13 protein-coding genes and 1 pseudogene are annotated in these 14507 nt (G+C 32.7%); 9 read left to right on the top strand and 5 right to left on the bottom strand.

All coding sequences use genetic code 11. The features are described from left to right. Positions 1–16: 16 nt before the first annotated feature. The 8 genes from iorA to OTK01_RS08600 all read left to right on the top strand — a co-directional run bounded on the left by iorA (position 17) and on the right by OTK01_RS08600 (position 6904). A complete protein-coding gene (iorA, locus tag OTK01_RS08635) occupies positions 17–1810 on the top strand; it encodes an indolepyruvate ferredoxin oxidoreductase subunit alpha (protein ID WP_029228186.1) in 1794 nt (597 codons plus the stop codon). Continuing rightward, positions 1807–2367, top strand: coding sequence for a 2-oxoacid:acceptor oxidoreductase family protein (locus OTK01_RS08630; protein WP_029228187.1), 561 nt, complete (start codon positions 1807–1809; stop codon positions 2365–2367). Before iorA ends, OTK01_RS08630 begins: the two co-directional genes overlap by 4 nt. Positions 2368–2423: 56 nt before the next feature. Next, positions 2424–3671: a phenylacetate--CoA ligase family protein gene (locus OTK01_RS08625; protein ID WP_029228188.1), complete on the top strand. Its 1248-nt coding sequence runs from the start codon at positions 2424–2426 to the stop codon at positions 3669–3671. Between the two features lie 7 nt (positions 3672–3678). After that, positions 3679–4644, top strand: coding sequence for a hypothetical protein (locus OTK01_RS08620; protein ID WP_029228189.1), 966 nt, complete (start codon positions 3679–3681; stop codon positions 4642–4644). Between the two features lie 69 nt (positions 4645–4713). Then, positions 4714–5400 carry a YetF domain-containing protein gene (locus OTK01_RS08615; protein WP_014042014.1) on the top strand — a complete coding sequence of 229 codons (687 nt, stop codon included), beginning with the start codon at positions 4714–4716 and terminating at the stop codon, positions 5398–5400. Beyond that, positions 5397–5777 (top strand): DUF4363 family protein, encoded by a 381-nt coding sequence (locus OTK01_RS08610; RefSeq protein ID WP_014042015.1) that lies wholly within the window; start codon positions 5397–5399, stop codon positions 5775–5777. The genes OTK01_RS08615 and OTK01_RS08610 overlap by 4 nt, the downstream gene beginning before the upstream one ends. 75 nt (positions 5778–5852) lie before the next feature. After that, positions 5853–6497 (top strand): hypothetical protein, encoded by a 645-nt coding sequence (locus OTK01_RS08605; RefSeq protein WP_013432325.1) that lies wholly within the window; start codon positions 5853–5855, stop codon positions 6495–6497. A gap of 11 nt (positions 6498–6508) precedes the next feature. Then, positions 6509–6904 carry a CoA-binding protein gene (locus tag OTK01_RS08600; RefSeq protein WP_029228190.1) on the top strand — a complete coding sequence of 132 codons (396 nt, stop codon included), beginning with the start codon at positions 6509–6511 and terminating at the stop codon, positions 6902–6904. A 345-nt stretch (positions 6905–7249) separates the two neighbouring features. Here the strand turns inward: OTK01_RS08600 and OTK01_RS08595 are convergent, their stop codons facing one another. Further along, entirely contained in the window at positions 7250–8467 is a 1218-nt protein-coding gene (locus OTK01_RS08595) for an IS110 family RNA-guided transposase (protein WP_029228191.1), read from the bottom strand. Between the two features lie 311 nt (positions 8468–8778). On the opposite strand from OTK01_RS08595, the pseudogene OTK01_RS08590 reads away from it, so the two are divergent. Then, positions 8779–8916: pseudogene (locus OTK01_RS08590) on the top strand (IS256 family transposase); the annotation flags it as partial. A 145-nt stretch (positions 8917–9061) separates the two neighbouring features. Here OTK01_RS08590 and OTK01_RS08585 read toward each other — a convergent pair. From OTK01_RS08585 to OTK01_RS08570, 4 genes are all read right to left on the bottom strand, one after another. Continuing rightward, complete coding sequence (locus OTK01_RS08585) at positions 9062–10435, bottom strand: hypothetical protein (RefSeq protein WP_029228192.1); 1374 nt, start codon at positions 10433–10435, stop codon at positions 9062–9064. 153 nt (positions 10436–10588) lie between these two features. Continuing rightward, positions 10589–11416, bottom strand: coding sequence for a hypothetical protein (locus OTK01_RS08580; RefSeq protein ID WP_029228193.1), 828 nt, complete (start codon positions 11414–11416; stop codon positions 10589–10591). Positions 11417–11560: 144 nt separating this feature from the next. Beyond that, a complete protein-coding gene (locus tag OTK01_RS08575; RefSeq protein ID WP_029228194.1) occupies positions 11561–12958 on the bottom strand; it encodes a hypothetical protein in 1398 nt (465 codons plus the stop codon). A gap of 102 nt (positions 12959–13060) precedes the next feature. Next, entirely contained in the window at positions 13061–14428 is a 1368-nt protein-coding gene (locus OTK01_RS08570) for a hypothetical protein (RefSeq protein WP_013432330.1), read from the bottom strand. Positions 14429–14507 lie beyond the last annotated feature (79 nt).

Genomic DNA, 14507 nt, shown 5'->3' with positions numbered 1-14507 from the left:
GGTGAGAAATAAAATTATGAAAAAAGTCTTGATGGGGAACGAAGCTGTGGCATATTCTCTTTTTATAAATGGTGTGAATGTTGCCGTTGGGTATCCAGGTACGCCTTCAACAGAGGTAATAGAGACTTTGAAAAACTTTCAAGATGATGATTTTTATGTGGAATGGTCGACAAACGAAAAAGTAGCACTTGAAATAGCAGCAGGTGCAAGCCTTTCAGGTGCAAGAAGTGTGGCTACTATGAAGCAGGTAGGTTTGAACGTTGCGGCAGACCCTCTTCTGTCCCTTTCGGTTGTAGGTGTAGAAGGCGGACTTATAGTGTTTGTGGCAGATGACCCTGGCCCGCATTCTTCTCAGACAGAACAGGACACACGAAACTTTGCAAGATTTTGCAACCTGCCAGTTTTTGACCCTTCTTCTCCAAAAGAGGCATTTGAGCTCATAAAACCTGCTTTTGAGATTTCAGAAAAGTACAAATTGCCTGTGCTTTTTCGGATGACAACACGAGTTTGTCATTCCAACCAGTCGATTGAGTTTGAGTTCAAAAGAGAAAAAAGGAAGATAAAAGGATTCGAGAAAAAGCCAGACTGGGTTATTTTACCGGCACTTTCGTACATAAAACATATGGAACTTGAGCAAAAACTTCAGGACATGAAAAAAGAACTTTCTGCTTACAACAAAGTTGAAGGTAGGGGAAAAATAGGGATTGTAACAGGTGGGGTTTCATATTTTTATGTCAAAGAAGCAATAAAAGGTTTTGAGGATTTGTTTTCGATCTTAAAGATTACAGTTGCACATCCGTTAGATGAAGGATTTATATTAGAATTTGCAAAGGACAAAGAAATGCTAATATTCATAGAAGAGCTTGACCCAGTTTTGGAAGAAGAAGTAAAACTAATACTTTTCGAAAATGGCAGAATCATCTCTACATACGGAAAACGAAATGGTTATGTTCCGTTTGCAGGTGAACTAGATGTTGACAAGGTAAAGTACATCTTTTACAAGGTACTTTCTGACAAGCGATTTTTAGCGAAAAATACATTTACGGATGTTCTTCAAATTCCAAAAAGGCAGGCACAATTTTGTGCTGGGTGTCCTCACAGAAGCTCTTTTTTGATTGTAAAAAATGCAACTAAAGACAAAGATATAATCTTCACAGGAGATATTGGCTGCTACACACTTGGGTTTGCTAAGCCTATTACAACAACAGACACCTGCCTTTGTATGGGAGCAAGCATTACAATGGCACAAGGTCTTAATATTGCAGATAGTTCAAAAAGGGTCATTGCATTTATAGGAGATTCAACCTTTTTCCACAGCGGCATTACAGGTCTTGTAAATAGCTACTACAATAGGCACAATATAACCATATGCATTTTGGACAATCTGACAACTGGCATGACAGGGTTTCAACCTCATCCTGGGACTGGCAAGAAGATTTATGGGGAAGAAGGGAGAAAAGTAAGCATTGAAAGTATTGTAAAAGGAATAGGTGTTGAAAGAATTTTGCTGATTGACCCTTACTCAGATTTCACAGAAAATGTAGACAAAGTCAGAGAATTTTTAAATGACGAGGAACTTGGGGTGATAGTCTTTCGAAGAGAATGTGCCAACCTAAAATCAAGAGAAAGCTACTTTAAAATAAATAAGAACTGTTCGAAGTGCAGAGCGTGCTTGAAAGTGACAGGTTGTCCGGCAATAGATGAGGATGAAAATGGTAATATCTTTATAGATTCAACTTTATGCAATGGTTGCGGACTGTGCAAGAATTTTTGTCGGTATTCTGCAATTGAAAAGGTGATGGTAAAATGAATGATATTATAATAGCGGGAATAGGTGGGCAGGGGAATATCCTGCTCTCAAGGGTGGTCTGTCAGCTTTTCATGAATAGAGGCTTTGATGTAAAGTCAGCTGAGAACATTGGAATGAGCCAAAGAGGCGGTTCTGTTGTGAGTTATATCAGGGTAGGAGATGATGTAGGACCAATTGTACCAGATGGCAAGGCTGACATTTTAATAGGACTTGAGATGAGTGAAGCTGCAAGAAATGTTAATAAGGTAAATAAAGATTCTGTGATTGTTCTAAATAACAGGTTTGTAAGACCTAAAAATTCTGATTTAAAAAAGCAGCAAATACTCAAATTTTTTGAGGAAAACTTTTCGAAATTGAATGTAATAAATGCCCATGACATTGCTTTTGAGTTGAATATGCCAAAAGCAGAAAATATAACAATGCTCGCTTTGATATGTAAAGAAGGAATTTTACCTTTTTCGAAAGAAGAGATTTTGAGAGCTTTGGAGCAGGTTTTGACCCCAAAAATGTACGAAATGAATAAAATTTTAGTTGAAAAGATTTATGAAAGATATTAAAATCTTATATATTAGCAATCAAATTAAGAAGAGAAAAGAAGAGAGGAGAAGAGGTTATGGAAAGTGTTGAGATGAGAGAAAATGTAAAGGAACTTTTCTTACAACAGCTTGAAAATGTCTTTAAAAACAGCCCGTTTTATCAGAAAAAATTCAAGGAAGCAGGGGTAAAGCTGGACGAAATACAGGATTTAGATGATATCAAAAAACTTCCATTTACAACAAAAGAAGAATTAAGAGATGCTTATCCCTTAGGGCTTATGGCTGTGGATGAGAAAAAGGTTGTAAGAATCCACTCTTCTTCAGGTACAACCGGAATGCCAGTAATCATTCCTTACACTCAAAAAGATGTTGATGACTGGAAGGAAATGATGAAAAGGTGTTATCAGTTGGCAGGTGTCACAGAGCTTGATAGGATTCAGATAACCCCTGGATACGGGCTGTGGACAGCAGGTATTGGGTTTCAGCTTGGTGCTGAGTTTCTGGGTGCAATGACAATTCCTATGGGGCCAGGAAATACTGAAAAACAGCTTCAGATGATGGTGGATTTAAAATCAACAGTAATTGTTGCAACTTCATCTTATGGGCTTTTGCTTGCTGAAGAGGTAGTTAAAAGAGGGTTAAAAGACAAGATACATTTGAAAGTTGGGATATTTGGTTCTGAAAGATGGGGAGAAAAACAGCGAAAAACTATTGAGGAGTATCTGGGTATAGAGAGTTTTGATATTTATGGGCTGACAGAGATTTACGGACCGGGAATTGCAATAGATTGCGATAAACATACAGGCCTTCATTATTTTGATGATTTTCTATATTTTGAAATAATTGACCCTCAAACAGGAGAAAATGTTCCTGATGGAGAGTTTGGTGAACTTGTCATTACCACCTTGAAAAAAGAAGGTGCTCCTCTTATAAGATACAGAACAAGAGACATTACACGAAAAATTCCGGGTGAGTGCAGCTGTGGGTCTAAGTATCCACGTATTGACAGGATTGTTGGCAGAACTGATGATATGGTAAAGGTCAAAGGTGTTAATATCTTCCCTGCTCAGATAGATACATTTTTGAAGGATATAGATGGTGTTGGAAGTGAATATCAAGTGATTATAGAGAGGATTGATTACAGGGATAAACTTACATTAAAGGTTGAGGTTAAAGATGAATATTTTACTTCTGAGATGAAAGAGTTAATCTCTCATGAGTTTAAAAATAAGATAGGAGTATCGCCTGAGGTCATTTTGTGCAGGATAGGTGAACTTCCTCGAAGCGAAAAGAAGACAAAACGCATATTTGATTTGAGAGGCTGAAAGTAAAATGATAAAGAAGATTAAGACAGGTAGGGGGAAGCAGCTGCTTTCCTCTATTTTGCTTGTTGGAGTTATTTATTTGTTGTCTCCTACAGTTTCTTACGACAAACTCAGTGCAAATAGATTACTTACATGGCTTTTTGCTCTGCAAATATTTGTTTATTTTGGAGCTACAATTACCATTTCATTTGTGCTGAGAGTTCTCAGAGCAAAATATTCTCAAAAGGTTTGCTCTTTTATATTTTCTCTCTGTTTAAATGATATGCTTGTTTTGACTATGCTGCTTACAACTTTGCATATTATGTTCATGCTGTCGGTAGTAAATACAGTAGGAGTTTCATACAAGTGGATAACAAAAGGGATAAACTTTTCAATTGTGCTTTCTGTCGCAGACATAGTCATAGTCATTGTCTATTTTTTGAAATTGTATAAAAACAGCTATCCCATCAATTTTCTCAATGCACTATTAAAAGGCTTGAAAAGAGATTTACAGGAGAACAATAAAGATAAAGTCGATGAAAAACTTTTAATTTTGAAGGAGTTTCTTAAGAGTTACCCTTTTCAGTTTAACTATAATCTTTTAGAACCTATACTCGCAAATGATGAAGCCCTCAGGATTTTATCACAAATAAAAAGTGAAGATAAGTATTTAACAGGGATTTTTGAGCTTATTGTTTCTCTATTTTTTCACCTTTTAAATTCTCATGAGTTAAAAAGTGCTTACAAGATATTTGAAATAATCCTGGAATATAGTAATAACATACATTTAAAAAGAAGGATGAGTTTTTTAATCTATGAAGGAATAGAAAAAAGAAAAATCTTCTATCTGATAAAGTTGATTGAAAGAGGTAAAAGCGAAGGTTATTTTGCTTCAAAACCCCAACTTTTTAAGAAATATCTGATTACAATTGGATTTTGCAAACCCAGCATGAAATGGACAAGGAAAGCAATGTACAGAAAACGCAAAAAATAAAGTTGAGAATAAAACCCCTTCTCTTTGGAAAAGATAGCAAATAGAAATTCCAAAGAAAGGGGTATTTTTATGGTTATAACCATTTTTATTAGAACGTTAATCTTGTATGTATTGGTTGTGTTGGTTATGAGACTTATGGGAAAAAGACAGATGGGCGAACTTCAGCCATTTGAACTTGTCATTACTATAATGATTTCTGAACTTGCGGCTGTTCCAATGCAAAACACCGGTGTACCTCTCATAAATGGTATCATTCCTATTTTAACCCTTTTATTTTTGCAAACATTAATTACATTTGGAAGCTTGAAATCTGATTTTATAAAAAGGCTTGTGTGCGGAAGTCCTACAATTTTGATAGCAAAAGGCAGGATTTTAGAAGATGCACTGAGAAAGACACAGTATAGCTTGAACGACCTTATGGAACAGTTGAGAATAAAAGGGTTTTTCAACATTCATGATATAGAATACGCTATACTGGAAACTGATGGAGATATATCTGTGATTCCGAAATCTCAAAAAAGATACGTTACTCCTGCTGATTTAGGAATACCAACAAAGTATGAAGGAATTCCTATAAGTGTAATTGTCGATGGCAAGATAAAAGAGGAGTCTTTAAAGTATGCCAATTTAACATTAGAACAAGTTCTGACAGAGATTAAAAAAAGAGGAGTTGATAATATCCAGGATGTTTTCTTTGCCTGCATTGACCCTGAAGGTAACTGGTTTGTCCAAAAAAAGGAGGGAAAAAACAAGTGAAGGTATGGGCTACAGTTGTAGGTTTTCTCATTTTAGTAATTGTGCTTATGCTAATTTCAACGCATATAATATTAGGTGCTGCTGACAAGATTGAAAGTGAACTATCTGGGTTGTATGAAAATGTTATTAAAAACGACTACAAGCTTGCAAATTCAAATTACCTTGATATTGTAAAAAAGTGGGGCAAATACAAAAAAGGCTGGGCGATGCTAATTGAGCACCAGGAAATAGATAAGATAGACGAAGAGCTTACAAAAATAAAAGAATATCTTTTGGAACAAGACAGAACTCTTTTGCTCAGCGAGATAAGTCTTCTCAAGTTTTATATTCGTCATGTCAGGGAGATGATTTTACTCAAGATTGAAAATATTTTTTAAAAATTTTTTAATACAAATGTGCGTTTGAGTGGTATATAATATATAAGAAATGTTTTTTGAATGGAGGGGAGAGCCATGAAAAGGTACGCTTTAGTTATGGGCTACTCCTTTGAGGAATACGACATTGAAAACGGCAACGCAGGTTTTGCTTACTTTTTCGTAGAAGATTTGAAAGAGCTTGAAAAAGACAAATTCACTAATATTCCCTACAAAGATTATAATGAGTTTGCAATAAAATTTAAAGAGGCAGCTTTAGCAGAAAAGTTGGATGCTTATTTGATAGATAATATTATTGAGGCATGTGTGGATATTTCCCGGATAATATATCCGTCGGATAGATTCTTCTCTGTCATTACCTACAATGTTTCAGAAGGGTTTAAAGAGCTGATGTACGAAACTAAAGCTAATGAGTTTAAGATTATATATGATCGAAAATCAAACTCTGTTGAAATAAGAGGAGAAGGAGTATTGCGTGACCCGGTGATTATAAAAGAATACGATATTGTTGATGCTGTTGATGAGTTCTTGTTTGAATACAGAAAAGAGAATGTGAAACAGTTTATGCTCAGCCTCAAGAAAATGTATAAAGACAAATATGGTGAAGACCTGAGAATGAACGTTGTGGGTAACAAACTTTTGATTTCGATTGGGAAAGATACCTTTGAATTTGATGATAGCAGACTCGATGTTGTTTATAACTTTATTATGAGCAGAAAATGAGGAGGAAAGATATGAATTTAGAAGTTATTGCATCAGCGTTAAGTTTTAAAAACTGGGCTGTGGTTGGTGCAACACCGAACAAGCAAAAATATGGATACATGGTCTTCAAAAAACTTAAAGAGAAAGGCTACAATGTGTTTGCTATAAATCCTTTGTATGATGAGATTGAGGATGACAAGGTATACAAGACATTGCTGGATTTAAATCAGAAAATAGATTGTGTGAGTATGGTTGTTGCACCAGAAAGAGGAAAATCATATATTGAACAAGCAGCCAAAATAGGAGTAAAGTATGTTTGGTTTCAGCCAGGAGCAGAAAGTGATGAGCTTGTTGAGCTATGTGAGAAGAATAGTATAGTTCCAATTTACAACGCATGTGTTCTGGTTGCATTAAACCACAAAAAATGACTTTTGAAAGATTTACCGCCATCTGTACTTGTAAATGTGGCAGGATGGCGGTTTTTGTTTTTAGAGGATTTTGTTTGTGTGCAAAAGAAGATAAACTTTTTACAATGTGATAGAATATTTCTTAATAATCTTTGTAATCTAAAATTTTTAAAAAAGGCTGTGTTGGGGCAGTTTAGTCTATATAATTGTGTAAAAAGGGATTGAGCCACTCCTCACCCTATCCCGAAAATAAAGTACCGCCGAAAAAGACAAAAAAACAATAATCATATAAACCTATAGCATTCCGCTTTAAAAAATTATTCTATAGGTCTTACGAAATATTGTGTTAAATTGGGTATACAAATCTTACACTGCATTTTCCACGATGACTTTTAGTCCTAATGATTCTAACTTCTTGATAGACTGTTTCACAATTGCTTCTTTTTTACGTTCTTCGTAATAGTTTACTCCTAACTCATTATATCTCTCTTTTCGCTTTAATAAATAATACACAATCGTAAGGATACTGTGAGCTACAGCAACTGCAGCACGATTGGCTCCTCGCCGGGCAGCTATACGGTGATACTGGGCTGATAAATATGTATCTTTCGTGTGAGCAGCGGCTCTTGCAGCTTCTACTAACACAGACCGTAGTTTTTCGTTCCCTTTTCGTGTTCTACCCGATTTTCTTTTCCCTGCACTTTCATTGTTACCTGGAGCTACCCCTGCCCAGGAGCAAAGATGCGCAGCAGAAGGAAATTGGTCCATGTTTTTACCAATTTCAGCTATTATGTGTTCAGCTGTGCGTCTGCCCACTCCCGGAATAGTGTCTAAACGCTCCAGGTCCTCCTCAAAAGGGAGCATTCGCCTCTTTATCTCTTCATCCAATAAACCTATTTGTTCATCCAGAAAATCTATATGCTCAAGTTGCGCCTTTAATATCAATCTTTGGTGTGGTCCTATTAAACCTTTTAAAGCTTTCTTTAATTCTTCTTTCTTATTCTTTAATCGCTTTTGCGCCAGTTCCGATAAAACGACAGTATCTTCTTCTCCATTAATTATCGCCTCAATTATTGCTCGAGATGATTTCCCCATTATATCCGTGACAACAGACGAAAGTTTGATATTTGCTCCCTCTAATACTTTTTGTATCCGGTTTATTTCTCTGGCACGTTCTTCTATTAAGCTCCGACGGTATCTTATTAATTCCCGCAATTCCCGCTGCTCTCTTGAAGGAATATAACTGCCCTGCAGTAAACCATGCTGCAATAACCCTGCAATCCACTCCGCATCCTTTACATCTGTTTTTCTGCCCGGTACATTCTTAATATGATTAGCATTTACTACCATTGGATTGAGCTCCTCAATCTCAAGAATGTTGTAAATGGGCTTCCAGTAAGAACCTGTACTTTCCATCGCTACATGTGTACACCCTTTACTTTTAATCCAGTCCACCATAGCTAATATATCTTCAGTCATTGTGGAGAATGTACGTATTTCTTTTTCTTCCGGTGTAATTATGCAAGCTACTACAGTCTTTTTATGAATGTCTAAGCCACAACAGCGTGGATATATAACTTCCATCTCTATCATTCCCCAGCGGCTTTTAGATTTGAAGGGCTGGTGCAACAACCTCTATTCGATTATTCTATCCCGCGTGCTTCCATATTGGAGCAACAATCTGTGGTGCACCCGGTCGTTGTGGTTCAGTCTGGTTATCGGGCTCAAGGCACCAGAAGGGTAACGACCTGCCTTCACCAGCCGCTATACTGATTATATCATCAAAAAAGGACATTTTCATTCTCTGTTGGTGGCGCATTTGTTGCGGCATGGGAGTCTGGTTAGAATAGAAATAAAGAAGAACCAAAAACTAAATCTAACAGGAGGGATGAGGAATGGCTCAATACAATATTACCATAGATTCTGAAATTTTGCATTACCTTTTTACAACAGGCACGAAAGACGAGAAATTAGCCAAGTTATTAAAATCAATACTTAATCAAATTATTTTTGCTACTGAACAAATTAAGGCTTAAGCCTATTAGAGGACAGTAGAAAAGTATTGACAATAACATGTTGAACGGATAATGATTACTTATTTGATAAAGGCCTATACTTAAAAAACTGAAAACTGTAAATTTTCTTTTAAATACACGTGAAATAATTTTTATTATTTATTCAACAAGTTAATTTTTTTACAAAATAAGGATAAATTATGAATGCATTTATTTCGTTTTTGGCTATATCCAAAACGGGCACAAAACCTTCATCAAATTTTATCGTCAAATAGGATTTTTTATCATCCAGAAAATATACTTTGAATTCCCCTTTTAAAGCATTTTTTGTTACAATAAAACTGACTTTAGATGAATAAGAATATAGCTTTTCGAATATTTCGTCCTTTTCTATCATGAGCTCTTCTTTCGTTCTTTGACCATTTTCAACGTATATTTTTTCAAGAATTAATTTTTGTAGATTTGAATTGGGTAAATTAGAGTAGATTGTTTCTACAAGAAAATACCCCTTGTCATCACAGTTTATAAAAGGAGTTTCTCCCTCAAAAGTTGCTATTTTATAGGCAACTCTTTTTTCTAAATCAAATTTGAAAATATCTACGCTATTTTTGTTAAAACTTTCTTTTGAATATAAAAAGAAAGGTAAGTTTTTAGCAATTATAGGCGCAAACATTTTATCAAAATGTAAAAGAGGTTCAAATTCAATAGTTTGACTTTGATCTGCCATTGCAATAATGTACTTTGAAAAGTCAATTTTTTTCTGGCTTATTGCCTCATCAATTAGTTCTTCAATGGGGGCTACAATTAAAGTTTCAATTTTGTCTGTGTATTGAGCAGAATTTGAATTGTGAAAATCTCTTTTCTCAAATGAACATATTCGACCTGTTTTTATTAAGAGATATTTCTTATTCTCATGCGTTTGAATAACCTTAAAGTCTGCTATTTCAAATATGTTATGATTTTCAAATAGGTAAGGATTGATTTGGATTTCTTCTTTGCTTTCTGCATCAATAATTTTTGCAATTTTCGTTGGGTAGTTAGGTATATTTGGAGTGATAGTTAAAAAATATCTTTGACTTAAAGCACTGATATACAAAGGATTTATAGAGTCATTCTCTGGGCTTTGGTCTAAATAATCTATTGAAAAATTGAAAATTACTCTTTCCTGGGCATGATAAAGGTCGACTTGTACAATTTTTATTTCTATTAAATCTCTGTTTACCTTTTCCATTGTATATCCATACAATATACAATTTTCGTAGTCGAATAACAAAATCTGCTGAACGTTATTTAAAAACCTATAAAAAGTGCAATTCAAATCTTTACTTTTAACAAAGCAAATACTTTCTACACCAACTTTGGGAAAGTACTGAGCTATTTCAAACAGAATATCAGCTTTAGGAGTGATTACAGGCTTTAGTACTAAAGCATTAATGGTTGATTGTAAAGAAGGCGGAATTATCACAGTTTCATTAGGTTTATATTCTAGTATTTCTCTACATAGGTTATATATATTAACAATACTTATTTCTCCCATAAAAATACTCCTCCTTATAATGTTATAAATAATTATTACTAACAAAATTTATACTATCTAACTAATTTAATATCATTGGTGATTTAAAATCAAACGGGCTGTTGTTTACGGATGTAAACAGCCCGTTTAATTGTACTATATAGCGTACAAGTATCAATATGGGAAAAAAATATGAGAAGCTAATTTATAACCATACGCGTCTTTTACATGATAATGTGGATAGTAATTTGCATAATTGTTGTGTCTTTCTGGTCCAATTATAATTCCCCGTTTACTATATGCAACGTTTAAAGCAAGAGTTTTTGCTTTGCTTTCAGTTCTGCAGAAAACATCACCTTCGAATAATGAAACTCTATTATAAGCAATTTCATAATCAATTGCAGGTCCGATATAAACGTTATCATTTCTAATTATTGCCATATAATAGTCATAACTACTATTTTTTATCTTTTCTAGAACCCTCGAAGCTACTATATAAGTTACTCCGACAATTACAATTGCTTCACTAATGGCTAAAAGTGCCGAAATTAGTGCCTCTAATAATTCTACCGCAATAGGCAAAGCAATAGCAAATTGAGCCGTAACAGTATCCGAATCACCAATATTATACTCTTCATTTGTCTTTTCATCAATCAATTTTGCTTTTAAATTTTCACCATCAAAGTATTCTACTTTTACAGAAAAGTTTTTTTCTTCATTTAGACTTGAATTGTCCAAACTTTTATCAAACTTTTTAGTGTTAAGTGGCTTGACTTTTAATTTTATCTCATTTGTATCTTTGTCAAACGTAGCAATATACTTATATCCTTCGTACTCTGCTTCTGCTCTCTTGATTTTTTTATCAACATCATAAACTTTTATTTTATCTTTCCAAACATCATATCTTGGCTTTGCAAAGCTGACAGAATTGATAGGCAATAGAGTCAATATAAAGCTGAGGCATACAACTATTGCTACTATCCTTTTTAAATTCTTTTTTATTCCTTTCCCTCCAAACTCTTTATAATTTTTGTATTTCAAAATTTTACTAAACCGTAACCAAAGATATTGTTTTTTCCTTCTTGTCCTATGTCTTTAGATAATTTCAAAAGCACTTTATAAATTTCATTAGCTATCAAGAATAAATCAGTAAAAATATATCAGTGTTTCCATTTGATTATAAGGATTATCTAAAACCATGTCTTTATATAGCATGTGAACTTGATCTTGAGAACCAATAAACTGTTTATTAGAGAAACTATAAGACTTGTAAGTTAAATAAAGATGGTCGGGATTTTGCAATGTATCTTCTTCATTAAAATGCATTTTACATGTAATTATGTAATCTTTTTTAAAATTTAATTTAATGATATTTTCATTTTCTTCAAATTCAAAATAAAAGTCCCTCTTAATTATCTTTTTTCCAAAAAACAAAATAGTAACTCTAAAGCAATACGAATTTATTTTACTGGCTTTTACAATGTAAAATAAATTCTTTTTTGGAATTTTTTCGCTGTCTAATATACGTTCTTTTACGAACATTGAATCACTTAAAATTCTCTCATCAAGGCTGCAGACGGTTTCTTTTCTTTTTACACCGTTATTAGAAACTTTGACTCTTATTAGTTCTGACTTGTTTTGAGTTATAAAAGTCTTTATATAAAAAAACTCATCATTTTCGAACCATCTGCAACAAGTTGGAACAACAACATTGAAATCCATTCTCTCAAAACAATATCTTTCGAGATCAACATTACGAATAGAAATGTCTTCAAAAAATTTCCTGAGAGGATAAATTATCATCTTTTGATTAACACGGAAATCAGAAGGATCGAAATTTTCTTTTTTTTCTTGTATTGCCTCAAAGATAATATCAAATTTTTCAGAATCACCAATTCTACCAGTTTGAAAAAGAATATATTTTCCTCCCAACAAGGTTGTCTGAACTATTTCAATTTCTTTTATAATCTTTTCAGAGATATATGAAAGATCATAAATTTTTTCTACTGTTGCGTCAAAAAAGAAAAGATAAGATTTGTATTTTTTGTAATTATTCATTGTTTCTATCGAACAATCTATTGTAGAAATAGAATATTTACTATCAAGAATCTTAGTTTGACAGAAAAATTTTCTCTGATTTAAGGAAAGTTCAGATTCAATTTTGCAACACTGTGGGAGTATCATTTCATATAAGTTTACTTCAGCGTGGTTTAGTATGTCTATTTTTAATATGGAAAAAGCAGAAAAGTTTTGGTCTATAGACAAGCCATAAACAATTACTTTCGTTTTATCAATTCCAATGATGTCATCTATTGGTGTTTTTAAACTGTATTCAGCCAAAAGGTGAAAACGTTTATCCGCTTCAAGAGTATATATTAGCAAATTTGTAATTTTTAGATTAGAAGAATTTTCCTCTCTTGTTGCAATAAATAAAGTATCTTCATGGTACAAAAGTCTTGTCTTAGAACAGAGTTTTAATGGATTTTCAGATAATATGCTTTTTTGCGGAATAAATAAATGTCCTACAAAAGTTAAATTACCCACTTATTTACACCTCACGATTTGTTATTTTGTGAAATATTTATCTGTTTATAAACCTTGATTTTTCTCAAATAATATTTTATATAAGTGAAATAAAAAGTTATTTTAACTTTTACTCAAAAATCGCGGATAAATAATAATAGAACTAAGATCACCAGTTTTGATGTTTAAAATAGGTAAATAGTTTTCTCCGTAACTTGTATTTGCAATAAGCTTATCGTGATTTACTGAGTATATGAAATTTTGTTTTGTATCAGGGTTTTTGGTTTCAACTATGGTATCGTTTTTGAAAAAGTAAACTGCATTTAATAATTCATTTTTTGAAATTGTAATTGGTAATTCCATAAATAAAATTTCGTTAGTATCCAAATAATGTTTTATAAGATATTTATCAAAAAATGTTCCCAGTCTATTAATATAAAAGGGAGAATACATAACGAAATATCTATCGTTTTCGCTGTATATTGTAGGTATTTTTTCCAAAGGAAACGGCAAAGATCCAATATGGTAGTATTTTTTATTTTCTAAATCATATAAAATAATATCAGTTTTTTTATCTATGAAGTTTTCTTTGTTGTACAAAATCGAAGAAAATTTGTTATATGTATAGTTTGGAATATAAAAGACATTTGCATCGAACGAAAAATCTAATGAAGCATTATAATCAGCTTTGTCAACTAAATATTCAGAAAACTTAAAATCTGCACTTTTATCTAAATTTTGAATTAATTCATCACAAGGGATAATTAGTATAGTCTCTATCTCATCTTTGTAATCTTTATTTTTTGAATAGAAAAAGTCTCTTTTTTCAAATGAGCAAAAACGACCGGTTTTGATAAATATATAGTTTTTACCCTTAATCCTTATATTTACCATATTTACTAATTCATATATATAATGATTGTCTGTTATATGAGGATCAATAAAAATTTCTTTCTTGTTTTCAATGTCGATTAATAAGGCAACTTTATTTTTATAAAATATTACGTTTGGAGTTATTAACATTATATACTTGTTATTCACGGCACGTATATGAATAGGTGTATAAGTTATTGAGCTTGCAGATTCTTCATAGTAATTTAAAGTGTATTTGTAGATTAGTTTTTCTTCATTTTTAGTTAAATCTATTTGAAATATTTTTAGTTCAACCAAATTTGAAGATATTGCCTCTGTCACATAAGCAAGTAAACTTAACTTTTCTTCGTCAAAATAAATTATCTCTAAAATTTTATTTTTTGGACTATAACTAAAAGTTGTTTTAACTTTATCATTGTCTAATGTTACGATTATAATAGAATTTACATATATCGTCTCGTCACCATCCTTGATAACAAATAAAATATAATTATAACTTTGATAAATCATTTCTACATAACAAATACTTTTTTCTAACAACAAAGAAAGCTTAAACTCAGTTGGTTTACCGTAATTCTCAAATATTTTATTTAAGTTATATATCTTGATTTCAGACATACTATTATTTCACCTCTATTGTATTTTGTTTTTAATAAACAGCTGAGGGCTGTCGAAATTTTTAATTGTAACAGCCCTG

It is taken from the genome of Caldicellulosiruptor acetigenus (genome assembly GCF_026914305.1).
GTDB lineage: Bacteria > Bacillota > Thermoanaerobacteria > Caldicellulosiruptorales > Caldicellulosiruptoraceae > Caldicellulosiruptor > Caldicellulosiruptor acetigenus.
This window is presented reverse-complemented; position numbering and strand designations above follow the sequence as displayed.

What these genes read in the sequence shown, in the direction of transcription:
- OTK01_RS08600 (WP_029228190.1), top strand. Translation starts at nt 6,509, where the DNA reads ATGAATTTAGAAGTTATTGCATCAGCGTTAAGTTTTAAAAACTGGGCT.
- OTK01_RS08595 (WP_029228191.1), bottom strand. Translation starts at nt 8,467, where the DNA reads ATGGAAGTTATATATCCACGCTGTTGTGGCTTAGACATTCATAAAAAG.
- OTK01_RS08585 (WP_029228192.1), bottom strand. Translation starts at nt 10,435, where the DNA reads ATGGGAGAAATAAGTATTGTTAATATATATAACCTATGTAGAGAAATA.
- iorA (WP_029228186.1), top strand. Translation starts at nt 17, where the DNA reads ATGAAAAAAGTCTTGATGGGGAACGAAGCTGTGGCATATTCTCTTTTT.
- OTK01_RS08625 (WP_029228188.1), top strand. Translation starts at nt 2,424, where the DNA reads ATGGAAAGTGTTGAGATGAGAGAAAATGTAAAGGAACTTTTCTTACAA.
- OTK01_RS08570 (WP_013432330.1), bottom strand. Translation starts at nt 14,428, where the DNA reads ATGTCTGAAATCAAGATATATAACTTAAATAAAATATTTGAGAATTAC.
- OTK01_RS08615 (WP_014042014.1), top strand. Translation starts at nt 4,714, where the DNA reads ATGGTTATAACCATTTTTATTAGAACGTTAATCTTGTATGTATTGGTT.
- OTK01_RS08620 (WP_029228189.1), top strand. Translation starts at nt 3,679, where the DNA reads ATGATAAAGAAGATTAAGACAGGTAGGGGGAAGCAGCTGCTTTCCTCT.
- OTK01_RS08605 (WP_013432325.1), top strand. Translation starts at nt 5,853, where the DNA reads ATGAAAAGGTACGCTTTAGTTATGGGCTACTCCTTTGAGGAATACGAC.
- OTK01_RS08630 (WP_029228187.1), top strand. Translation starts at nt 1,807, where the DNA reads ATGAATGATATTATAATAGCGGGAATAGGTGGGCAGGGGAATATCCTG.